The 24,181-nt window shown below is 68.8% G+C and carries 13 protein-coding genes and 3 pseudogenes; 13 read left to right on the top strand and 3 right to left on the bottom strand.

The features are described from left to right. Positions 1 to 430: 430 nt before the first annotated feature. From ABZ098_RS17210 to ABZ098_RS17195, 4 genes are all read left to right on the top strand, one after another. Entirely contained in the window at positions 431 to 1,984 is a 1,554-nt protein-coding gene (locus ABZ098_RS17210) for a serine/threonine-protein kinase (protein WP_356591819.1), read from the top strand. Positions 1,985 to 2,295: 311 nt separating this feature from the next. Next, positions 2,296 to 3,264, top strand: a complete 969-nt coding sequence (locus ABZ098_RS17205) for a PaaX family transcriptional regulator C-terminal domain-containing protein (RefSeq protein WP_356459481.1) — start codon at positions 2,296 to 2,298, stop codon at positions 3,262 to 3,264. Positions 3,265 to 3,691: 427 nt separating this feature from the next. After that, positions 3,692 to 4,576 (top strand): alpha/beta hydrolase, encoded by an 885-nt coding sequence (locus ABZ098_RS17200; RefSeq protein ID WP_356591817.1) that lies wholly within the window; start codon positions 3,692 to 3,694, stop codon positions 4,574 to 4,576. Between the two features lie 310 nt (positions 4,577 to 4,886). Then, complete coding sequence (locus ABZ098_RS17195) at positions 4,887 to 6,125, top strand: glycoside hydrolase family 5 protein (RefSeq protein WP_356591815.1); 1,239 nt, start codon at positions 4,887 to 4,889, stop codon at positions 6,123 to 6,125. Positions 6,126 to 6,559: 434 nt separating this feature from the next. Here the strand turns inward: ABZ098_RS17195 and ABZ098_RS17190 are convergent. Next, positions 6,560 to 6,745, bottom strand: a pseudogene (locus ABZ098_RS17190) (IS630 family transposase); the annotation flags it as partial. A 233-nt stretch (positions 6,746 to 6,978) separates the two neighbouring features. After that, a complete protein-coding gene (locus tag ABZ098_RS17185) occupies positions 6,979 to 8,799 on the bottom strand; it encodes a rhamnogalacturonan lyase (protein ID WP_356592327.1) in 1,821 nt (606 codons plus the stop codon). Between the two features lie 758 nt (positions 8,800 to 9,557). On the opposite strand from ABZ098_RS17185, the gene ABZ098_RS17180 reads away from it, so the two are divergent. From ABZ098_RS17180 to ABZ098_RS17140, 9 genes and pseudogenes are all read left to right on the top strand, one after another. Then, positions 9,558 to 10,616 (top strand): glycosyl hydrolase 53 family protein, encoded by a 1,059-nt coding sequence (locus ABZ098_RS17180; RefSeq protein WP_356591813.1) that lies wholly within the window; start codon positions 9,558 to 9,560, stop codon positions 10,614 to 10,616. Between the two features lie 69 nt (positions 10,617 to 10,685). Further along, positions 10,686 to 11,756, top strand: coding sequence for a rhamnogalacturonan acetylesterase (locus tag ABZ098_RS17175; RefSeq protein ID WP_356591811.1), 1,071 nt, complete (start codon positions 10,686 to 10,688; stop codon positions 11,754 to 11,756). A gap of 70 nt (positions 11,757 to 11,826) precedes the next feature. Next, positions 11,827 to 12,681, top strand: coding sequence for an SGNH/GDSL hydrolase family protein (locus ABZ098_RS17170; protein ID WP_356591809.1), 855 nt, complete (start codon positions 11,827 to 11,829; stop codon positions 12,679 to 12,681). Between the two features lie 720 nt (positions 12,682 to 13,401). Continuing rightward, positions 13,402 to 14,751 carry a right-handed parallel beta-helix repeat-containing protein gene (locus ABZ098_RS17165; RefSeq protein ID WP_356591807.1) on the top strand — a complete coding sequence of 450 codons (1,350 nt, stop codon included), beginning with the start codon at positions 13,402 to 13,404 and terminating at the stop codon, positions 14,749 to 14,751. A gap of 343 nt (positions 14,752 to 15,094) precedes the next feature. Further along, a pseudogene (locus ABZ098_RS17160) lies at positions 15,095 to 15,880 on the top strand (family 43 glycosylhydrolase); the annotation flags it as partial. 678 nt (positions 15,881 to 16,558) lie between these two features. Continuing rightward, positions 16,559 to 16,924 (top strand): annotated as a pseudogene (locus ABZ098_RS17155) (carbohydrate-binding protein); the annotation flags it as partial. Between the two features lie 100 nt (positions 16,925 to 17,024). Beyond that, complete coding sequence (locus tag ABZ098_RS17150; protein ID WP_356591805.1) at positions 17,025 to 18,977, top strand: glycosyl hydrolase 53 family protein; 1,953 nt, start codon at positions 17,025 to 17,027, stop codon at positions 18,975 to 18,977. A gap of 105 nt (positions 18,978 to 19,082) precedes the next feature. Further along, positions 19,083 to 20,396: an RICIN domain-containing protein gene (locus tag ABZ098_RS17145; RefSeq protein WP_356591803.1), complete on the top strand. Its 1,314-nt coding sequence runs from the start codon at positions 19,083 to 19,085 to the stop codon at positions 20,394 to 20,396. Between the two features lie 417 nt (positions 20,397 to 20,813). Continuing rightward, complete coding sequence (locus tag ABZ098_RS17140; protein ID WP_356591801.1) at positions 20,814 to 22,202, top strand: MFS transporter; 1,389 nt, start codon at positions 20,814 to 20,816, stop codon at positions 22,200 to 22,202. A gap of 49 nt (positions 22,203 to 22,251) precedes the next feature. On the opposite strand, the gene ABZ098_RS17135 is transcribed toward ABZ098_RS17140, so the two are convergent. After that, positions 22,252 to 24,171, bottom strand: coding sequence for a GAF domain-containing protein (locus ABZ098_RS17135; protein ID WP_356591799.1), 1,920 nt, complete (start codon positions 24,169 to 24,171; stop codon positions 22,252 to 22,254). Between the last annotated feature and the right edge of the window lie 10 nt (positions 24,172 to 24,181).

Genomic DNA, 24,181 nt, shown 5'->3' with positions numbered 1-24,181 from the left:
GGCACACCAGATGCACGGACGAGACGGCGGGCGTTCTGACGCTGCTCCGTTTCTACTCTCCTCGAACCGGACGAGGTGGCCGTGGATGAGTCCGCGCGGAGCTGTGCGGTCCACTGCTCAGTGACCCGGGGCCCGCACGGCCGCAGCTCTTCCGGACGTGACGTATCGCGTCCGCCTCCGTGCCTGAGCACACAGTTCGCAGCGCGGTCCAGGTCGCCGGTTCGGACCCGAGTGGGTGGCACTCACGAGCCTGCTGGAAGGCCGGCTCGCCCGCGGTGAGGGGGCTCGGGCTGCCAGAAGTTTCGCTGAGAATAGTGTGTTGCGGATGTAAAAGGTGATGCTTGGCGCGGACACCACGGATGCGGTGCTTGGTTGTGCTGGTCCGGGGGCTGAACCTGATCGGCAGTGCACATGGAAGAGGGCACGGGGCGTGGAATTGCTGGACGAGTCTGATCCGGGGACCGTCGGGGGTTATCCCCTGCTGGCGCGGCTCGGTGAGGGTGGCATGGGGCGGGTGTATCTGTCCCGGACGGTGTCGGGGCGTCCGCTGGCGCTCAAGACGGTGCGCGCCGAGTTCGGACGGGAGCCGGGGTTCGAGGAGCGGTTCGCGCGGGAAATCCGCAACAGCGACCAGGTGCGCTCCCCTTGGACGCCTGCGGTGGTGGACTACAGCCCGGTGGGCCGGCGCCCCCAGTGGCTCGCCACCGAGTACGTGGCCGCGCCGTCCCTGGCGGAGTGGGTACGGCAGTACGGCCCGCTGCCCGAGCAGAACGTACTGGCACTGGCGGCCGAGCTTTTCGGGGCGCTGGGAGCGGTACACGGGGCCGAGCTGGCCCACCGGGATGTCAAGCCGTCCAATGTGCTGCTGGGCCGCCGTAGTCCGTTGCTCATCGATTTCGGGATCGCGCGCGCGAGGGAGGACACGCGTCACACGAGGACCGGCGGTGTGATCGGTACCCCCGGCTATCTGGCGCCGGAGCAGGCGAGCGCCGGGGAATCGGGTGCGCCCGGTGATGTGTTCTCGCTGGCTGCGGTGCTGGTGTACGCGGCAACGGGCCAGGGCCCGTTTTCCCGCCCCAACGAGGAGTTCTCGCCTGCGGTGCTGCTCTACCGCATCGTGCATCAGGAGCCGAACCTCGACGGCGTACCGGCGGCCCTGATCCCGCTCTTGCGGTCCTGTCTGGCCAAGAAGCCGGAGCACCGGCCCACGCCCGCCGATGTGAGCGTTCTGCTGGAACGCCTGGGCGGCCGATGCGGTACCTGGACGCAGTTGCTGCCCGAGGCACTGGAAAAAGATCTCGCCGTGCGCGAGGAGGAGGCGGACGCGTTGGTCTCCACGACCGTGCAATCGCCCTCTGTGCCAGCCGTGTCACGTGAGCCCGAATACAGCCCGGCTCCGCCCGACGCGGGGACCGCCGTCCTGCCGCCTTCCGACGTCGTGCGACGGTGGGTGTCAAGCCGTACCGGTCGGGTGGTCGCCGGGACGACGGCCGCGGCCCTGATGGCGGCGGCAGGCACGTTCGTCGTGCAGCACTTCTCCGGCGATGACGCGTCCGGCGGAACGCCTTCGCCGTCATCCGCTGCCACATCGCTTCCCGCGGCCTGGGCAGGTACATGGGTCGGCACCGGGCCGGGCAATCCCACCCCTGACAGTGTCAGTCAGCCACGGACCGACCGGTTCACCGTCACTCTTACCCTCCATCCGGCACAAGAGGGTGAGCCGGCGGGCAAGCAGGTCAGCAACGTGACCGAAGTGAACACCGGCCTTGAGCTGGGATGCACCGAGACCCTCACATTGCGGGAGGTACGCAAGGCCTCAATGGTCTTCAAGGCTGTCACGAGCCAGCCCACCGACCCGTCGGCCGAACTGGCCTGCCCCAACGGCAATGTCTACGTCGTCACCATGACCGACCGAGACACCCTGAGCCTGAGCGACGAGGGGGACCAGTCCGCCGGGGCGCCGTCGACCCTCACCCGACGGTGACGGATGCGCCCGCCGACCGGGATGCCGAGCCCTTCCCACCCGTTACCGCCTCGCTGAGGCCGTAGCGCACCGTCACCTCCCTCCGCGGACGGACCCCCGGCCGCGAGGCGCGAAAGCAGTGGGTGAGCGACGCGGGAGCGCGCGGCGCAGCGGGAGGCAGGGGTGCCGAGCCCGCGGGGCACTGTCCGGACGCCTTCGCTTCACCGGTGCGCGGAGGTTCCGCCGGGTGGGCCGATCCCGGCGGAGCTCCGCCCGACGATCTCCCAGCCGTTAAAGTGGTGCCGATCCTGTCCACCGCGTCGGAGCCGACCTTGCCGAACCTGTCCCACCTCGAGGAGATCTTCTCCGACGAGGGTGACGGCGCCGCCGGCCCCGTGCGGTCGCCCGGTTGGCAGAGCACCGTCTCGCCACAGGGACTCGCGGTGACGTTGATCGCCGATTACACGTTCCCCGTCCGGTCCTGGTTGCCGTCGGCGGCGATCGTGGCACTGCTCGGCGAGTTCCATGTGACCCCGGGCGCCGCCCGTACGACGATCAGCAGGCTGATGCGCCGCGGGGTGCTGGAGGGCACCCGACAAGGGCGGTACAGCTCCTACCGGCTGACGTCCCAAGCCGCCGTCGATCTGTGGAGCGGCGCCAGCTCGATCGCCACCTTCACCACTCAGCCCGACTCGTGGGACGGACGGTGGACACTGATCGCCTTCTCCGTTCCGGAACAGGAGAGCACGCGGCGGCGGGCGTTGCGCACCGCTCTGCGTTGGCGCGGGTTCGCGCCGTTGTACGACGCGCTCTGGGTGTCGCCGCATCCCCTGACACCCAAGGGGCGGATCGAGGTGGCCGACCTGGCGCGGGGAGCGGTGACCGTGTTCCGCGCGCGGCAGGAGGAGCTGGACACGGCTGTCGACCGCAACCCGGTCGAGGCGTGGGACCTCACCGGCATCGCCGAGCACTACCACGCGTTCATCGGTCGTTGGAGCGGCTTGCTTCCGCACATCAGCGCCGACGGTGTCACCGGTGCCGACGCTGTGCGCGCCCGGACCGAGGTCATGCACGCCTACCGGCACTTCCCCATCCTGGACCCGTTGCTCCCCATCGGGCTGCTGCCGTCCGACTGGCCCCGGTCACGGGCGCGGGAAGTCTGCGTCGCGGTGTACGACGGGCTGCTCCAGCCCGCCCAGGACCATGTCCGTGCCGTGGTGACCCGATTCGCGGAGGGACCGCACCCCGACATCAGGGCCCATACGATCGCCGGCATGAGCGCGGGTATCGGTCACGGCTGACGAGGGACCGTCGCGAGCGTGACGGGGCGATGTGCGGAGACGCCCTAACCGCGCCGACCGCCCTCGATCTGTCGAATGCGCGTCGAAGACAACAGAGTTGGGCGCCAATGATTGACAGAGCGGCACCCGATCGGGACTCTGACTGTTGCAACCCGATGTGGGAACGCTCCCAGAGGCGTGGCACAGGTGGTTACCGGCTCGCCGTCGCCGTGTCTCCGCCCGCAAGGCAACGCCACATCGATCACCGCCACGGTCGCTGCCACAGGCAGGACCGGAACATCCTCCACCGTTCCTGATACGCCCACCTGACCACCCCCACGGCTACGACCCCACCACCTCGGTCAGTGCGACCGCCCCGGCATCACCGACGCCTCTCCCCCGGCAACTGACCGAGCAGCGCTCCGCACCCCCCACACCAGGAGTCTTCATGACCATGCAACGGCGTAGTTTCCTGACCCTGAGCGCAGCCGGAGCCGCGGGCGTAGCCCTGTCCGTGGTCGGCACAGGGCAAGCAGGTGCCGTCGCAAGGGCCGGAGCTCCGACCCAGCGGTTCGCGGTCGGCGTGCGGCCGTATGCCTGGAGCCGCGGCAGCCGCCGGTGGACCACCTACGTCTACTACCCCGCCACCGGCGCTCCCGGTGGCTCCCCGGTCACCAACGCGCCCGTCGCCCAAGGCGTCTTCCCGGTCTGCGAGTTCATGCACGGCTTCAGCAGCAGCCCGCAGAATTCCCTGGCGATCATCCGCCCTCTGGCCGAGGCCGGCTTCGTGGTCCCCGCCCCCCACTTCGCCAACCTCAGTGGCCAGGACGTCTACAACGGCAACCAGTCCAAGGACGTTTCCGAGGTCATCACCCGGACCCTCGCCCTGAACACGGCCGGAGACCCGCTGGCCGGCCACCTCAACACAGCGGTCGGAGTCGGTGTCTCCGGCCACTCGATGGGCGGCATGACCACCCACGGCCTGCTCACGGCCTGGCCGGACGCGCGGATCACGGCCGCGATCCCGATGTCCTGTGTGGACATGGGCAACCCGAGCCCGTCGGTCCGCGCCAAGGTCCTGTTCACGCACGGCGACCGGGACGGAACGTGCCCGATCTCCTCCGCCCGTCAGGCGTACCGGGAACTGCCCGCCGCCAAGGCGTTCCTCACCTTCCGCGGCGCCGGCCACAGCAACTACTTCGGCGACTCCCGCACCGTCAACACCTTCGTGGACTGGATGCGGTGGAGTCTGTACGGCGACACCGCGGCCCGCGACCGCCTTCGCTCCGACGCCACCTCCGGCACGACCACTTGGGAATCGGCCCTGAGCTGAGAAGCAACGACGCACGGCCCCCCGGGACGCGCATGCCGTGAGCGGCCCACCCGGGCCGACCGGATGGCCCGACCGTCCGCGGACGCGCACCAGTGGGACGCCGGAGCTTCGTCACAGCACGAGCGCTTCGCTGCACCGAACCACGTGCCGGAAGCCTGTGAGTCAGCGGCAGCGCCCACCAGTTGCGCACGCTGACCCGGGCCCCAGAAAACACACCCCCGAACAGCCGGGCGGCTCCGGCCGCTCGTGCTCGGGCAGAAAGGTCCACTTGGGGGTTCGACACCCTCAAGACTGCAAGAGAGGAAAGCCCATGGCTTCACCAGCAGGGAAGATCAGAGTCGTTCTCCTTGCCGTCCTGTTGGCGGTTGCCTCAGCTGTGTACGGCACGGCCCATCAGGCGTCGGCCGATACCGTGGCACAGTCGAGCGCTTCGCAGATCGTGGCCGACATGGGCGCGGGATGGAACCTGGGGAACCAGCTCGAAGCCACCACCAACGGATACCCCAGCGAAACGGCATGGGGCCAGCCGACCGTGACGCAGGCCCTCATCGACAAGGTGAGAGCGGCAGGGTTCAAGACGATCCGGATCCCGGTCTCCTACCTGGGATACATAGGACCCGGCCCGAACTACACGATCAACGCCGCCTGGCTGAACAGGGTCCAGGAAGTCGTCAACTACGCGTACAACAGGGGCCTGCACGTGCTGATCAACATGCACGGCGACGGCTACAAGAACGTCAGCGGCTCCTGGCTGATCTGCGATTCGTCCTCCCAGACGACGATCAGGGCCAAGTACGAGAAAGCCTGGCAGCAGATCGCGAACAGGTTCAAGAACTACGACCAGCGCCTGATCCTCGAGTCCATGAACGAGGAGTTCGACGGGCAGTACGGCCGTCCGACCCAACCGTGCTATTCGAACATCAACAGTTACAACCAGATCTTCGTGGACACCGTACGGAAAACGGGCGGAAACAACAGTTCGAGGTGGCTGCTCGTGGCCGGCTGGAACACGAACATCGACTACACCGCGGGGAATTACGGCTTCAAGCTTCCGTCCGACCAGTACCGCTCCCCCTCCATTCCCGCCAGTGAACGGCGGATCATGATCTCCGTCCACCACTACGCTCCGTGGGACTTCGCCGGGGAGGAAAGCGGCACCATCACGCAGTGGGGACGAGCAGCGACCGATCCGTCGCGGAAGTCGACCTGGGGACAGGAAGACTACCTGGACGCCCAACTCAAGACGATGCACGACGTGTTCGTCGCGCAGGGATATCCGGTGGTCGTCGGCGAGTACGGAGCGATCGACAAGTCGTCGTTCGATTCTTCGAACAACAGGTATCGCGCGGACTTCGCACGGGCCGTTGCGGCCACCGCCAGGAAATACGGGGCGGCCAGCATCTACTGGGACAACGGTGCAACCGGCCGGTACGGGTTCGGGCTGTTCGACAGGCGCTCCCTCGCGGTGACCCAGCAAGGCATCGTCAACGGCATCATGAGCGGCGTCACCAGCAGCGTTGCCGGCTCCGCCCTTCCGGCCGGCATGTAGCAGGGACCCGAGTCTCGGCTACGGGTGCATACCTCCGCATCCTCGTGGGCGTGCAGTTGGGCCGGGTTGGCGAAGCCACCCGGTGTGCCGACCTGGTCAACTGCGCGCCTGCCAGCTGGAGATGCCGCGCTGCTCCGCACCTGGGAGCACGTTCGGCCATCGGAGGACTGCGGTGTCTTCACATGCAGCGACCGCAGTGCGCCTGGCCAAGGAGGAACGGGGCCATCCGATCCGCCCGGCCCAGCCCGATACCGGAACCGCACACCGCGGTCGGCGCATCTGCCGCAGCCGCTTCAGTCTCGCCGCAAGCATGCGATCGATTCGTCGAACCGGACCGCATGGCTGCGACAGTCACCGGCGTTCTGCGGGTGAGTGTCGGCAGGAGCCCGGCGACGGGCAACTTTCCACGCCGATTGGCGAGTTGTCGTTGACGCGTCGACAGAAAGCACCAGCGCATGGTCTGGCGGGGCGAGGTACAGGCCGACCACGTCACGGACCTTCTCCATGACCTGCGGATCCTTCGAGGGCTCGAAGGTGTCCACCAGATGCGGCCTGAGCCCGAAGGTCCGCCAGATCCGTGCGATGGCCGACTGAGACAGACCCACCTCCTTGGCCGAGGCCCCGCCCGGACACAGCGACTTACGCGGTGAATTCCTGACTCAGGACACTAGGACTGAGACGTGTTTACGGCCAGGTGACTACGCTCCGCGCCGCCCGCTCCAAGAACACCATCGGCGTGGCGCGTGCACCGCTGCCAGTGCTGCGTTACCCGTGCCAGGTTCCACTCGTTCGACGAGCACCCAATCCCTGATGCTTGAACTCGCTCAAGCATCAGGGAAGTCGGCTGTCCGGCTCAGAGGCTGTTCGGCGGCGCGACGGTGGGGCGGGGTGGCGTGGGCATGTTGCCGCCGATGAAGAAGCTGGGGTGCGGGGGCTGGTTGTAGGCGGTGTTCTGCCAGGCCAGGGCCGTGCGGTACTGGGTGTCGTGAAGGAGGGTCGTGATCCGCGTATTGGTCTGGTGGGGCGTGGAGTAGATCCGCAGGGCCGTGTTGTTGGACGTCGGCCAGATGACCTCCTCGCGCCAGTCGCCGAGGATGTCGCCGGACAAGGACGGCGTCGACTTGGTGCCGTTGTTGGAGTGCACCCCGGAGCCGGTGAGCAGGCGGGTGTCGCCGGAGGTGCCGTACTTGTCGATGTGGGTACCGTCGAGGAGTTCGCGCATGGGGTCGCCGTCCCACCACGCCAGGAAGTTGCTGGACCCGGGCTTACGGCTGGTGACCACCGCGCCCTTGGGGTTGCGGACGCCACTCACGAGCGACGACCATGACTCGGCGCCGGCGCTGCCGGACCAGATGTCACCGGACACGCCCCGGCCGTTGTCACCGCCGGACGGGGTGGACCAGAGGATCTGGCCGGTCCTCGCGTCCGCCATCCAGGAGGACGGCTTGGAGCTGTCCTCGTCGACCTTGAACTCCTCCAGACCCGGCCTGGACGGGTCGAGGTCGCCCACGTGCATCGCGTCCCCGTGGCCGTTCCGCGTCGTCCACAGGCCGGTTCCGTTGTCGTCGACGGCCATCGCGCCGTAGACGATCTCGTCCTTGCCGTCCCCGTCCACGTCCGCGACCGACAGCTGGTGGTTGCCCTGGCCGGCGTAGCCGCTGTTGGCGTTGGAGTCGAAGGTCCACCGGCGGGTGAACTGCCCGTTCCGCCAGTCCCAGGCCGCGATCACCGCGCGGGTGTAGTAGCCACGAGCCATGATCACCGAGGGACGGGCGCCGTCCAGGTAGGCCGTGCCCGCCAGGAACCGGTCCACGCGGTTGCCGTAGGAGTCCCCCCAGGACGACACCGTGCCTCGTGCCGGGACGTAGTCGACGGACTGCATCGCCTTGCCCGTCTGCCCGTTGAACATGGTCAGGTACTCGGGGCCGGACAGCACGTAGCCCGAGGAGTTGCGGTGATCGGCCGAGGAACTGCCTATGACCGCGCCGGTTCCGTCCTTCGTGCCGTCGGCCGTCTTCATGGCGACCTCGGCCTTGCCGTCACCGTCGTAGTCGTACACCTGGAACTGCGTGTAGTGCGCGCCGGAGCGGATGTTGCGGCCCAGGTCGATCCGCCACAGCCGGGTGCCGTCGAGCTTGACGCCGTCGACGATCGTGTTGCCGGTGTAGCCGGACTGGGAGTTGTCCTTGGCGTTCGTCGGCTGCCACTTCAGAACGATGTCCAGGGCGCCGTCGCCGTCGAGGTCGCCGACAGAGGCGTCATTGGCCTCGTAGGTGTAGGGCGAGTTGCCCGGTGAAGTGCCCCCGGGCGGCGGGGAGATCGGCACGTCCTTGTACCCGGCGCGGAACTGGAGCGCGTGCTCGGACGGCGCCTGCTCGATGCCGTTCACCACCGCGCGCACCGTGTAGTCGGCCGAGTCCGGGGCGCCGGCGTCCAGGTAGTTCGTCGAGCTGGTCAGGGGCGCGGAGTTGAGCCTGGTGGCACCTCGGTAGACGTTGAAGGCCACGTCGTCGGGGTCAGTGGCCAGCCACCGCCACGACACCAGGTTCCCGCTGCCGGTGTGGACGCTGGTCAGGCCCCGATCCAGGCGTTCCACCTGCCGCGCGGTCGCGGCGTGCGCGGCCTGCGGCACTCCGGTGAGTGCGGAGAGGGCCAGTGCGGTCGCGGCCGTCAGGCCGCGGAACAGCCGCTTGCTCGAACGGCGTTGGCATCGCCTCGGGGGCGATTCGGTGCGCGGATGCCGGTGCGGGTCGGTCACGATGACCTCCGATGCGTGGGGGGATGTGAAGATCACGGAGAGGGCGGTACGACCACAGCGTGGGAACGCTCCCATTCGCTGCGAGGGTAGGAATCCGCTGATGGCCCGTCAAGCATTCTGTTGCCTTTCCCTGTTCGAGCATGTTCGGGTGCGAGCCGACGAGATGCCCGTAGGCAGCCTCTTCCCCGTCGCCGCATTCCTTCTGAAAGGGCACTTGAACTGGGATGACTTCAACCGGTTCAGGCAGCCCGCAGTCGAGGCACGGCGAGCACCCGCCCACAGGATCGCACTGCTTCTTCCACTGGATCGGTGAGCAATGGTTGACAGCTACGTGCCCGATCGAGAAGCTGCGTGATGCACCTCCGGTTCATTGTGATGCGATTGCGCACTTTCGTCGCCACACATCTGTGATCGCTCACAGCTCCGACCTCGAGAAGCGTCCCTGGCATGCCAAGGCCGCCCCCCGACACGCGCCACTCGCAACAGTCCTGCCTCAGTTGTCGCCACACCGAGGGAGGCAACATCGGCTGGACAGCACGCGCTACACCAACTCCTTGACCTGAGCGCCAGTTGCCCCCACCCCCCACCTCGCTTCGGGAAGTCGCCTTCTCACTGATCAGCTCTCCGTCGACCGCGACGTCTCACCCACGGCCGGCGGAAGGAAAGGACCCACCATGTCCCCGCAACCCCCCACACCAGCTGCCGGGCGCATCAGCCGACGCACCCTGCTCAGGGCCACCACCGCGACCGCCGGGGCACTCGCCACGGCCGCCGCGTTCGCCGAACTCGAGACGCCTGCCGAGGCGGCCGCGAGCTTCGTCAAGGGCGTCGACATCAGCTGGGCACCTCAGATGGAGGCTCGCGGCTACTCCTGGAAGAACGCGAGCGGGCAGACCCAGGACCTGCTGACGATCCTCAAGGGCTACGGCATCACCGCCGTACGCCTGCGTACCTTCGTCAACCCGTCCAACGACCCGGCCAACGGCCACTGCGGCATCAACGAGGTCGCCGCGTTCGCCAAGCGGGTCAAGGCCGCCGGCATGTCGATCATGCTCGACTACATGTTCGGCGACACCTGGAACTCCGTCGGCGTGCAGAACCCGCCCGCGGCCTGGCGGAACATGAGCTACAGCCAGATGCGCACCGCGATGGGCACGTACGTGAACCAGACCATGACGGTCATGAGGAGCAACGACGTGCTCCCCACCTGGGTCCAGATCGGCAACGAGATCAACAGCGGGATCTGCCGCCCCGTCGGCAGCGTCTCCAACGGGGCGCAGATGACCGGACTGCTCAACGCCGCATACGACCAGGTCAAGGCGGTGTCGCCGAACTCGACGGTGTGCATCCACCTGGCCCAGCCGCAGAAGTACGACGTGATGACGACGTTCTTCAGCCGCTTCGCGGCGAGCGGCGGCAAGTGGGACATGTCGGTGTTCTCCTCCTACGGCAGTGCCGACCTCGCCCCCGGGATCGTGGCGAACATGAAGAAGATCTCCGCCGCCTACGGCAAACCGTTCCTGCAGAGCGAGTTCGGTGGCCGGGTGGACCGGGTCTCCGCCACCCAGGCCTCGCTGGTCGCCTACATCAAGGCCCTCAAGGCCAACGGCGGGCAGGGCATCTTCTACTGGGAGCCGGAGTGCATGTCCCCGTTCACCGGCTACAACATGGGCGCCTGGGACTCCTCGAGCAAACGCCCCACAGCGATCATGAACGGCTTCACCCAGGCCTGAGCGACGGGCCATGGACCGCAACGCGGGCAACTCTTCGGTCAAGGATGGGGATTGAGGATTGTAATGGGCATGACATCACATCTCGAAGGTCACGGGGTCAGGCTGGGAGTGGTGGGCCTGCTGACTCTTGCGACGCTGGTCGGCACCGGTGCGGCGCATGCCGATGCCGCCACGCGGGCGCTGCCGGCCGGTTGTTCCGGCACTGCGCCGATCAAGTGTCACTACGCGGTCTCACCCGGCAACTACGACGTGACGGTCTCCCTCGGTGGTACCACCGCCGCCGAGACCGACATGTGGGCGGAGGCGCGGCGCCTGATGCTTCCGGCGACGAAGACGGCGGCCGGTGCCACCGCCACGTACTCGTTCACGGTCAACGTGCGGCAGCCGGAAGGGCAGCCGACCGGCCAGGGCGGCACAGGAAACCCCGGTCTGGACATCCGGTTCGCGGGGTCCAGCCCGCAGGTGTCGGCCGTCTCCGTGAAACCGGCGGCCCAGCCGCTGGTCGCCTACCTGGCCGGTGACTCGACCGTGTGCGACCAGCCGGTGGCCCCGTACACGGGATGGGGCCAGATGATCACGCCGGCGGTGGGGCCCGGAGCATCGGTCGCCAACTACGCGGACTCGGGGGAGAGTTCGGGCAGCTTCCTGAGGAACTCGGCGCTCTTCCCGGCGCTGTTGGCGAAGGTCAAGGCAAACGACGCGGTGTTCATCCAGTTCGGCCACAACGACAAGCAGACCAGCGCGTCGGCCTTCCGGAGCAACCTCACCTCCATGATCACGCAGGTCCGTGCCAAGGGCGGCGTCCCGGTCCTGGTGACCCCGCCGGTCCGTCGACAGTTCGACGGCAGCCGGCTCACGTCAACGGCCCTGCACGTCAACGGCGTCGGTGTGAACCTGCCCGCCGAGATGCGCTCGGTCGGGACGGCCCAGAGGGTTCCGGTGATCGATCTGACCGCCAGGAGCAAGGCGCTCGTCGAGTCCCTCGGCCCCTCCGCCTCCGCGCAGCTCTTCCTGCGCTCCTCCGTCGACGGTGTCACGGACAACACCCACTTCTCGCAGTACGGCGCGAGCCAGATGGGCGGGCTGGTGCTCCAGAGCATCCGCGAGCAGCGCCTGTCCCTGGCCGCGTACCTGCGCTGACCGCCGCCCGGCGCCAGTCCCAAGGAGGGCCCCGTTGAGGAACTTACGGATTCTCATCACGACCGCGCTCATGATCGCCTTATCGAGCGTCGGCGTCAGCGCCGCATCCGCGGCGGACCCCGCTGCCACGAACTGCACCAGCGCCTCCCATGCCCAGACCCAGGCGGCCCCGGTCCCGGTCCCTGCCGCACGGACGGTCGCCGCACCGGTCACCGTGTGGCTGGCCGGTGACTCCACCATGGCCAACCCGAGTTCCGGCCGTTGTCCGGTCGGCTGGGGCAGCCAGTTCGACGCCCTGTTCAACAGTGACGTGACCGTCAAGAACCAGGCCGTGGGAGGCCGGAGCATCCAGACCTGGCTCTACGAGGGGAACGTGAGCAGCACCAAGGGCTCGGACGGTGAGTGCCGCCTCACGTCCACCACGTACTCGTCCCGCTGGCAGGCGATGCTGAACTCGAGCACCGGAATGAAGGCAGGTGACTACCTGTTCATCCAGTTCGGCATCAACGACTCCTCCTCGACCTGCCCCCGGCACGTCGGCCCGGCCAGGTACCAACAGCTGATGACCATGATGGCGCAGGCCGCCCTGGCCCGGGGCGCACACCCGGTACTGCTCACCCCGGTCGCCGCCATCACCTGCTCCGGCGGCACAGCGACCAAGAACCGCGGCTTCGTGGCCGAGACCTTCGCCGCCGGATCCGCCACCAGGGCTCCCGTCGTCGACCTGCAGACGCTCAGTGTCTCGCTCTACAACAGCCTGCGCTTCTGCCCGAACAACGGCGACTACGGAGGCAGCGGTCCCCTGGGCACCTTCTTCTGCAACGACCACACCCACTTCGACACCTACGGCGCCCAGCGGATCGCAGGGCTCGTCGGCAGTGACGTGCGCCGCCAGAACCTCCCGCTCGCCGCGTATCTCAGGTAGCACGCGGCGGTGGGCGCGAACCGGGGCCGGTTGTTCCGCGGGGGGCCTCCATGACGGCGGACCCCAGACCGCGGTCGTCCCTGTCTGACGGTGGCGTGCGGAAGCGGCTTGGTTCCGACCGGGCCGCGGCCCGCGACGAAGGCGGGGCTGAGCCGGGGCCGGGGCAGGGGCCGGGGCGGGGGCCGGGGCCGAGCCGGGGCGGGGGCGGGGCCGGGGCGAGGGCGAGGGCGAGGGCGAGGGCGAGGGTGCGATCGACGAGGCAATCCCCGCATCAGCCTGCGGAAGTCCCAGGAGCGCGCGGTGGTCTGCCCCAGCATCCGCCACGTCTGGAGGATCCGGCCGGGCCGACTGGGCGCCAAGTTCATGACCCGGGACGGCCGGTACGTTGCCGGAGCCGTCGGCCGGTCGGCCGCCCGCCACGTGCCCTCGGTCTTCGGTGCGGCCGACTCCGGGCGAGCGAGGCCCCACCCCGCCGTGCCGATACCGACCAACTGGCGGCCGTGGTGATCACTCCGTACAAGTCAGTGATCCCACCGATCGGAGTCCTCCTGATCGGCTCGCGCCGTTTCATCGCCGACGTGGCCGTCGGCGCATGAAGTTCTGAAGAGACACGCGCCTGGTCCCGCCCTTCGAAGAGCAGCTGTCGCCTGCGCTGAGTACCCCAGGCAGGCACGAGCCCTACCGCCGCACGGGATATCACCTGACTCGGGAGATGACACTGTGAGAACCGCGAAGTTCGGCACCCCTGCCTTCCTGCTCTCGCTGGTCATGGCGAGTTCCGTCGCGATGGTCCCCGGCCCAGCGTCCGCGAGCGCCGCTGCGGCCGGAAACACCTACTACGTCGCCCCGAACGGGAACGACGCCGCAGCAGGCACACAGGCCGCTCCCTGGGCATCGATCGCCCGTGCACAGGCCGTCGCCAAGGCAGGTGACACGGTCTACTTCCGGGGCGGCACCTACGCCTACACCCGCGCGAACAGCGCCTGTTCGAACCAGACCGCCAGAGTCGACGCGATCACCCTGAACAAGAGCGGCAGCTCGGGCAACCCGATCCGGTACTGGGCCCAGCCGGGCGAGAAACCGGTCTTCGACTTCTCGCGGATGACGGACAACTGCCGCATCAAGGGATTCGATGTCACCGGCAGTTGGATCCACCTCAAAGGACTGGAAGTCAAGGGCGTTCCCCAGAACAACGACCGGAACGCCGAGTCCTGGGGGATCTGGGTGTCCGGCAGCAACGACGTCTTCGAGCAGATCGACACCCACCACCACATGGGGACAGGCCTGTTCATCAGCGGCGGGGGCGGCAACCTCGTCCTCAACTCGGACGCGCACGACAACTACGACCCGCGCAGCATCGACGGACCCGGGGAGAACGCCGACGGGTTCGGTTCGCACTACACGCCGGCCGGCCGGTCCGCGAACGTGTTCCGGGGGTGCCGCTCGTGGTGGAACGCCGATGACGGTTTCGACCTCATCTCCACGTATGCGCCGGTGACCATCGAGAACTCGTGGGCCTGGCGCAACGGGTACGTGCCGGGGACGACGACGCCCTCCGGCAACGGAGCCGGCTTCAAGTCCGGCGGCTACGGCGGTGACTACGAGGCCAACGCGCCGAAACACACCGTCCGTTTCTCCGTGGCGTTCCTCAACAAGGCGGCCGGTTTCTACGCCAACCACCACCCGGTCGCCAACGACTTCTTCAACAACACGGGCTACGGAAACCGCCCCAACTTCAACATGCTGGGAATCGACTCGCGCGGTGCCGCCGTCGGACGGGGCAACCTGCGCAACAACATCGCCTACACCGGGACGGCCACGTCGAACATGACGGGCACGAACGCGGCGTACAACTCCTGGAACCTCGGCGTCCCCCTGTCGGACTCCCAGTTCCGCAGTGTGTCGACGTCCGGCTGGGACGCGCCCCGTCAGAGCGACGGAAGCCTGCCCGTGCTGTCCCACCTCCGTCTCGCGGCGAACAGTGCCCTGATCGACAAGGGCACCGCCGTGGGACTGCCCTTCAGCGGAAGTGCGCCGGATCTCGGCGCCTTTGAGAACGACGGAAGGTGACCTCGTGAGGCAAAGACCGCGTGTCGTCGCGAAGTACTGGAGGCTGTTCGCCGCCGCGTTGCTGTCCGTGGCGTTGGCGGCACCCCTTTCGGCGAACACCGCCGCGGCTCAGACACCTGCAACGCCAAGACAGGCAACGGAGCTCCAGGACCAGGGGGCGGCTGCTGGACCGGTGGTGGAGCGCGGCCTCGAGTACCTGGTGTCCGACTACCAGACGCGCACTCCGACGAAGTACACGGCGGACTCCTGGAAGCCCTTCGCCAAGGCGTTGACCGCCGCGGCCGAGGTCGCGGACGACTCCTCGGCCACCACGTCGGACGTCGCCGACGCGAAGACGGCGCTGATGACCGCCGCCGCCGATCTGAAGGCCGCTGACGAGGGCACGTTCCACACCATCACGAACAACACGTTCTGGAACGACACCAGCGGCAACCCCATCTACTCGCAGGGCGGTGGGGTCTTCAAGTTCGGCGACACCTACTACTGGTACGGCGTGCACTACACCGGCGCCGAGCTCTACCGGGCCAACCCGACGAAGAAGTACGACGGCAACGTCAGCTTCGTCTCGGTCCCCGTGTACTCGTCCAAGGACCTGGTGAACTGGAAGTTCGAGAACAACGTCGCGACGCGCTCGACCAGGATCCAGAACGGCGCCACCCTCGGTCAGGCGGGATGGGTCGGACGCCTCGGGGTCTCGTACAACGAGAACACCGGCAAATACGTCCTCGCCACCCAGGCCTACGTCGGCGGCGGGCACGGTGTGCTGCTGCTGCAGGGCGACTCGCCCACCGACACCTTCGACTACGGCTACTTCCAGACCCAGATCACCAACTCGCCCACGACCGGCACCGGAGACCAGACCGTCTTCACCGACGAGGACGGCACGGACTACCTCATCTTCTCCAACCGGGAAGGACGGTCGCGCGGCTTCGTGGCCAAGTTCCGGGAGTCCGACTCGCTGCGGATCGAGCCGGCCGTGCAGATCCGCAGCGGCTCCGGTCGCGAGGGCAACGCCATGTTCAAGCTCGACGGCAAGTACTACCACGCGGCGTCGGACCTGCACGGCTGGAACACCTCTGTCAACTATGTCAATGAGTCGACCAGCAGCAACGTCCAGGGCTCCTACAGCAGCGAATACGTCCTCGCCGGCACCGAGATGGACTACAGCCACGTGACCCAGACCGGGTTCTTCGTGACGGTCAAGGGCACCAAGCAGAACACGGTGCTCTACGCCGGCGACCGCTGGGCCGACTTCGCCTGGAACGGCATCGGGTACAACCAGTGGGTGCCGATCACCAAGACGGGCGCACGGCCGCAGTTCCACTCGGTGAGCCAGTGGCAGTTCAACGCCACGACCGGGGAGTGGCGCGTCGGGCCGGCGAACAACTACATCCTCAACCCCGACATCCAGGCCGACCGCGTCATCGTCTCCAGCGTACGGGGATGGCGGAACCTCGGCGGTTCGGTGACCAACGTCAACGGTGGGGTGAACGGGTCTCGCTTCGCCCTCCAGGTGAGCAACAGCGGCGGCGTCGAACAGCGGATCGAGTCGGTGCCCGCAGGCACCTACACCCTGTCCCTGCACGCTCGGGGCAGCGCCGGGCAGGTCATGATCACCGGCGCCAACGGCAGCCAACGCACCCTCGGTATCCCGTCGTCGAGCGGCTGGGCCAAGCGCGAGCTCACCGGCATCGAGCTGCCCGGCGGGGCCGCCACCGTCGCCGTGCGGGCGTCGGGCTCGGGCGGTGTCACCGTCGACCAGCTCTCACTCGTCAAGACCTCTGCCGACACACCGGCGCCTCAGGGGCGTTACGAGGCAGAGACCGCGCCCGCGGAGTGCCAGGGCACGATCGACTCCAACCAGGCGGGCTATTCCGGCAGCGGATTCTGCAACGGCACCGCCGCCGTGGGCGCCTTCGCGCAGTTCACGGTGACCCCGCAGGCCGCGGGTACGGCCACCGTGGGGATCCGGTTCGCCAACGGCAGCAGCGGTGCGAGGCCGGCGAACCTCGTCGTCAACGGATCATCGGTGGGGACGATCTCGTTCGAGCCCACCGGTGCGTGGACGACGTGGACGACCAAGACGGTCACCGTCTCGCTCAACGCGGGCGGCAACACCATCCGGTTGGACCCGACCACGGCGACCGGACTGCCCAACGTCGACTACCTCGATGTCGGCTGACTGACATCCCGTGCTCTGCCGGTCTTCGCGACCCGGCAGAGTGTAGGGAACAGCCCCTGCCGCCCGTACGTGACATCGTCAGGAGAAGGACATGAGCAGAACGCGTCTGCCCCGCGCCATCGCGGTCACGACGACGTTGGCCACCATGGTGTCCGCGAACCTACTCATGGTGCCCGCACCGGCCCATGCGACCTACGGAACCGCGGACATCAAGCCGATCGAGAGCAACATCGCCGCCAAGGACTGGGCCTCGGCGACAGCCGGCAGCGGCTCGTCGAGCGCCAGGCTGGCCATCGACGGCGACCCGGCGACGTCCTGGTACCCCGGACAGGCCGGCGCCCGGCAGTGGCTCACCGTCGACCTCGGCGGAACCTACGACAACCTGCGCAAGGTCAAGGTGCTGTTCCCGGACCGTGGGGTGGCCTACCGGTACGTCGTCGAAGCCTCATCCGACGGCCGCCGGTGGAAGACCATCACCGACAGGTCCCACAACCGATCCGTGTCGCGGGGAGAAGTGCACCTGTTCACCCGGCCGGGAACGCGCTTCGTCCGGCTGAAGTTCACCGGAAAGCAGGACCACGCCCGGCCCGGGGTCAGCGAGCTTCAGGTCCTCAACTACCTACGCGACGACCTCACTCTGGGCGCCGACCTGTCCTGGATGGACGACGTCCAGGACCGGCAGTACTGGGTCGACCCCCTGTCCGAGAACCGCGGCGCCGGGCCACACCTGCTCGACGTGGTCAAGGATCGCGGCATGCAGCACACCCGGCTGCGGATATGGAACGAGCCGCGCAGCGAGAACACCGGTCAGCCGACGCCGATACCGCGCCAGGGCCCGGAACGCTCACTGGTCTCGGCGCAGCAGATCAAGCAGCGGGGCATGGGCCTGGGCATCGACTTCCACTACGCGGACTCATGGGCCGACCCGAGCAAGCAACCCAAGCCCCGCGCCTGGGCCGAGCTGGACTTCCCGGACCTGTCCGAGGCCGTGTACGACTTCACGGCCGACTATCTGAGGCGGTTGATCCGGCAGGGCACCACGCCGGAGAAGGTGGCCGTCGGCAACGAGATCATCAATGGCTTCATGTACGGCAGCGAGGCGGCCCACATCGGCACGACGAGCCCGCCCTACTTCGTCGACCAGGCGGACATCTACCAGTCCAAGCCCGGCGGAGGCCTGTTGTGGCGGTACTGGCGGTCGACCGACCCGGCGGAGCAACAGCTCTACGAGCAGGCCTGGGACCGGTTCACCACCCTGGCCGCGGCCGGGATCAAGGCCGTCCGCGACGCGTCACCGACGTCCAAGGTCGAGATACACGTGATCGTCGACAAGGACAAGCTCGACAAGACCATGGAGTTCTGGCACCAGTTCCTCACACGTGTGAAGGCGAAGGGGCAGAATCCCGATGTGCTGGCCATCTCGTACTACCCGGAATGGCACGGTACGCCCGAGGCACTGGAGCGCAACCTGCACACCATGGCCACCACCCATCCCGGCTACGAGATCGACATCGCCGAAACCGCCTATCCCGCCTCGGGCGGCGACGGCTCGCCGCTGCCCAACTCGCCCTACCCACAGACGATTCAGGGGCAGGCGGACGCCATCCGAAGGGTGTTCCAGGCCGCCAACGACGTGGTCGACAACAGAGGTTCGGGTGTGCTGGTCTGGGAGCCGGCCGGCTATCAGCCCATGTTCCGGGCCGTGCCCGGACTGTCGAACACGTGGGAGCCGCACGCGTCCATCGACGTCTTCAACGCCAGCCGCGCCAAGCACATCCTCCAGGACACGGTCTACACCGCCACCCCGGTGGGAGCCGCCCCGAGGCTGCCCTCCACCATCCGCGTGCTCACCACCGCGGACGACACGACCACACGTGTGCCCGTCCGCTGGCAGCCGTTGCCACCCGGCGCGACCGACAAGCCGGGTGAGCTGACGGTCACCGGCACGACCGCCAAAGGACCGGTCACGGCGGTCATCGACGTCGTTCACGGACGGGGCGCATCAGACTCGACCAGTTCACAGTCGCCCATCGCCGAGGGATGACCGGCGACAGCAACACCTCGTCGCTCCCAGACACCCCAGACGACGAAGCCCGGCCGAACGCCGAACGCCGAACGCCACCGCCACCTCCGCCCCCAAGGAGTATCCATGGCCATGCAACGACGTACGTTCCTCAGGATGAGCGCCGCCGGAGCGACGGGCGTGGGTCTGTCCCTGCTCGGCACGGGCCAGGCACCAGCCGCCGTCGGACCGTCCGACACGGCGCCCACCACACCGTTCGCGGTCGGTGTGCGCCGATACGACTGGACCCGTGGCAGCCGCCCCTGCACCACCTACGTCTACTACCCCGCCACCGGCACCCCCGGCGGCAGTCCCGTGACGAACGCCCCGGTCGCGGGAGGTGTCTTCCCCGTCTACAACTTCACCCACGGCTACGGAAGCAGCCCGCAGAACTCCCTGTTCATCATCCGGGCCCTGGCCTCGGCGGGCTTCGTCGTCCCCGCCCCGCACTTCAACCACAACTTCAACGACGTCAACAACGGCAACACCTCCAAGGACGTCTCGCAGATCCTCACCAACACCCTCGCCCTCAACGCGAGCGGACCGCTGGCCGGGCACCTCAACACCGGGATCGGCGTCGGCGTCTCGGGCCACTCCCTGGGCGGCATGACCACCCACGGTCTGCTGACCTCCTGGCCCGACAGCCGGATCGTCTCCGCCAACCCGCAGTCTTGCGTGGACATGGGAAACCCGTCCAGCTCGGTCTCCGCCAAGGTCCTGTTCGTCCACGGTGACCGGGACTCGACCACGTCGTACTCCTCGGCCCGGCAGGCGTACACGGAGATGACCTGGCCGAAGGCGTTCCTCACCTTCGTCGGCGGCAGCCACACCAGCTTCTGGAGCGACCAGCGCTTCCCGAGGACCGTCGTCGACTGGGCCCGCTGGACGATGTACGGCGACACCGCCGCACGGGACCGCCTCCCGGCCGACGCGGCCGGGTCCAACACCAGGTGGGAAGCCCGGCTGGGTGACTCGCCCGGCGGCCCAGGCCTCTACACCCTGCTGGCCCAGCACAGCGGCAAGGCCGCCGAGATCAACGGGGCCTCCACCGCCGCCGGCGCACAGCTAGTCCAGCGGACAACCAGCAGTCGCCCCAACCAGCAATTCGAGTTCGTCGACGCCGGCGACGGCCACGTCCGCGTCAAGGCACTGCACAGTGGCCTGTTCCTCCAGGCCGCGGGCACCGCGACCGGCGCGGATGTCGTCCAACAGGCCGATACCAGCGCCACCAGCCAGCAGTGGCGCGTGGTCGACCACGGCGGTGACGTGATCAGCCTCGTCAACCGGGAGTCCGGCCTGGCCATGGATGTCTGGGAGTACTCGACCGCCGACGGCGCCCGCATCTCCCAGTACACCTACAGCGGCAACCCCAACCAACGCTTCACCCGCCGCCGCGTCTGACCGGAACGTGTCGGGGCACCGCCCGGACAACAGGGCGGGCGGTGCCCCGGCATGGTGCCGACAATCCTTCGCGCACCCCTCTGAGAGGCACGGGGAGCGAGTCGCAGTGTGGCCCGCTCCCAGCCCGGTACGGCACCCGGGTGTTCGGGGGCGGGGGCCGAAGGTCGCGGTGTCGTCAGACGTCGGCCCACCCACCAGCCACCATGAGGGCACCGCACCGTAGTCAACACGCACCCCGGACAGCGTCCGATCTGCCGCCGATCAGACTCTCGAAACGGCCCACGAACCATCTACATAGGGGCGGCACGCACACATCGCCCGCGAACTATGTAGTCCCACCACATGTGCCCCTGACCTGCGCGTTCCTACCGTGTTCCGAACCGACCCGTCCCAACGGCACACGAGGAAGTGGCGCACATGACCTCCGGAACCACCGCTCCCCCACCCCCCGCCAGCCTCAAACGCATCGTCGCCGCCAGCCTCATCGGCACCACCATCGAGTGGTACGACTTCTTCCTCTACGGCTCCGCGGCCGCCCTGGTCTTCAACAAGCTGTTCTTCCCCGACTCCGACCCGCTCGTCGGCACCCTGCTGTCCTTCCTGACGTACGCCGTCGGATTCGCCGCCCGTCCGCTCGGCGCCCTGGTGTTCGGGCACTACGGCGACCGGCTCGGACGCAAGAAGCTGCTGGTGCTGAGCCTGCTGCTGATGGGTGGGGCGACGTTCGCGATCGGGCTGCTGCCGACACACGCGACCGTCGGCACGGCCGCTCCCGTGCTGCTGACCGTGCTGCGCCTGGTCCAGGGCTTCGCGCTCGGCGGGGAGTGGGGCGGAGCCGTACTGCTGGTGTCCGAGCACGGGGACGCGCGGCGGCGCGGTTTCTGGGCGTCGTGGCCGCAGACCGGCGCGCCGGCCGGGCAACTCCTCGCCACGGGTGTGCTGTCGCTGCTGACCGCCGTGCTGTCGGACACCGCGTTCGGAAGCTGGGGCTGGCGGATCCCCTTCCTCCTCTCCGGCGTCCTGGTGATCGTCGGTCTGTGGATCCGGCTGTCCGTCGACGAATCCCCTGTGTTCAAGGAGGCGTTGGCCCGGGCGGAGGCCCGCAAGGCGGCCCGGGGCGGCGCCGCCGAGAAGCTGCCGCTCGTCTCCGTGCTGCGCCACCACTGGCGCGACGTGCTGATCGCGATGGGCGCCCGCATGGCGGAGAACATCAGCTACTACGTCATCACCGCGTTCATCCTCGTCTACGCCACCACGTCGGCCGGTGTCTCCAAGCAGACCGCCCTCAACTCGGTGCTGATCGCCTCCGCCGTGCACTTCGCGGTGATCCCCGCCTGGGGCGCCCTGTCGGACCGCGTCGGCAGGCGCCCGGTGTACCTGCTCGGCGCGGTCGGCGTCGGCCTGTGGATGTTCCCGTTCTTCTCGCTCGTCGACACCGGCGGCTTCGCCAACCTGATCCTCGCGGTGACCGTCGGACTCGTCATGCACGGTGCCATGTACGCGCCCCAGGCGGCCTTCTTCTCCGAGATGTTCGCGACCCGGATGCGGTACTCCGGTGCCTCCATCGGCGCCCAGTTCGCCTCCGTCGCGGCGGGCGCCCCGGCCCCGCTCATCGCCACCGCGCTGCTGTCCGACTACGGCAGCTCCACCCCGATCGCCCTGTATGTCATCGCCGCGGCTGTGCTGACGGTCATAGCCGTCGGCGTCGCCAAGGAGACCCGCCACCGGGACCTGTCCGACGTCGAGCCGGACGCCGAGCCGGAGCCCGCGGCCCCGTCCCCCGCGGCGGACGCCCGGATCGTCTGACCCCCCGTCCCGCGCCCGACCGGCCCCCGTACGCCCGTGCGTACGGGGTTCAGGTCCGTGTCGGCGCCGACAACCGGTGCAGCCGCAGCGCGAGTTGTATCTCCAGCGCGCGGGCCGGGCTCTGCCAGTCCTCGCCGAGCAGACGGCCCACCCGCTCCAGGCGCTGGGCGACGGTGTTCACATGGACGTGCAGCTCGTCCTTGGTGCGGGCCGGGCTCATCCCGCACGCGAAGTAGGCGTCGAGGGTGCGCAGCAGGTCGGTGCCCCGCCGGTCGTCGTAGGCGACCACCTGGCCGATGGTGCGGTCCACGAAGCCCGCGATGTCCCGGTCTCCGGCCAGGAGCAGCCCGAGGAACCCGAAGTCCTCGGCGGCGGCTCCGTCCCCCGAGCGGCCCAGGAGGCGCAGCGCGTCGAGGCAGCGCCGGCCCTCCTCGTAGGCGGCGGCCACGGCGTCCAGGTGGACGGCGAGGTCACGGACCGGGGCCGAGGCGCCGACGGTCACCGCCTCGTGGACGGCTGTACCGAGGTGCCCGGCGGTGCGGCGGGCCAGTTCGGTGGCCGTGTCCCCGGCGGTGAGGGGCAGCAGCAGGACGGTGCCGCCGTCGCGGGCGGCGGCCAGGCCGTGCCGGGTGGCGGCGAGGTGGGAGGCCGCGGACCACAGGCGCCGGCGGGCGGCCGCCTCCTGGTCGGCGTCGGCCGCGGGGCCGTCGAGTCGGGCGGCCAGCACGACGTGGGTGGCGTCGAGGTCGGCGTCCAGGCGGGCGGCCCGCTCGCGCAGCAGCCGGGGGTCCCGGTCCCGGGCGTCGAGCAGGTCGTCCAGGAGCTCGCCGCGCACCCGTTGTTCGGCCTCGGCGGCGGAACGTCTGGCCAGCAGGAGCAGCGAGGTGACCATCGCGGCCCGCTCCAGGGTGCGCTGGTCCACGGGGTCGAGCCCGGGGTGGCCGCGCAGCACGAGCGCCCCCAGGAGCTCTCCGCCGGCGGCGACGGCGGCGATCCAGTCGTCCCCGTGCCGTACGGCGTGGCCCTCGGCGCGGGACGCCTCCAGTGCCTCGGAGGGTGCGATGTCGGCGAACTCGACCGTGCCGTCGAGGATTTCGGAGACGGCCGCGGCCACGTCGTGCACCCCGCCGCCGCGCAGCACCAGTTCGGCGAGCCGGTCGTGGACGTCGGAGGCGCGCTCGATGACACCGCTGCGATCCCGGATGATCTCGTTGGCCCGCTCCAGCTCGGTCAGGGCCGAGCGGGTCTCGGTCAGCAGGTTCGCGGTGTCGATGGCGGCCGCGGCCAGGGCGGCGAACGATCCGAGGAGCGCGATCTGCTCCCGCTCGAAGACCCGGGCCCGCCGGTCCGCCGCGAACAGCACGCCGATGACGTGGTGCCCCAGTGTCAGCGGCACGCCGAGGATGGCGACCAGGCCCTCGTCCCGTACGCCGGAGTCGATGGTGAGGGTGTGCTGGAAGCGGTCGTCCTTGAAGTAGTCGTCGGTGACGTAGGGGCGGGCGGTCTGGGCGACCAGTCCGCCGAGCCCCTCGCCCATCCCGAGCCGCAGTTGCTGGAAGCGGGCCGCGACCGAGCCCTCCGTGACCCGCATGTAGGTGTCGCCCCGCACCGGGTCGTTCAGGCTGAGGTAGGCCACGTCCGTGCCCAGCAGGGAGCGGGCGCGCTGCACGATGGCCCGCAGCACGGCGTCGAGGTCCCGGAGCCCGGCCAGGTCGTGGGCGGTCTCGAACAGCGCGGACAGCTCGGCCTCCCGCCGTCGCCGGCCCTCCAGCTCGGAGCGCACGCGCAGGGCAACCGCCTTGGCCTCCTCGAGGGCGGCGATCCACTCCGCAGGCCTTCCCTCGGCGCGGGCGATCAGCACCGGCTGCTCGTAGGCGTCGGCGGACGCGCCCCTGGCGAGCAGGTCGAGGAAGGGGGCCTCGGCACTGCCGACGGGGCGCTCGACGGACTGCGTGTGATCGCTGGACATGCCCTCAGGA

Origin of the sequence: Streptomyces sp. NPDC006335, assembly GCF_040612795.1 — a bacterium.
Lineage (GTDB): Bacteria > Actinomycetota > Actinomycetes > Streptomycetales > Streptomycetaceae > Streptomyces.
Note: the sequence above shows the minus strand (reverse complement) of the source record. Positions and strands in the feature narration are given on the sequence as shown.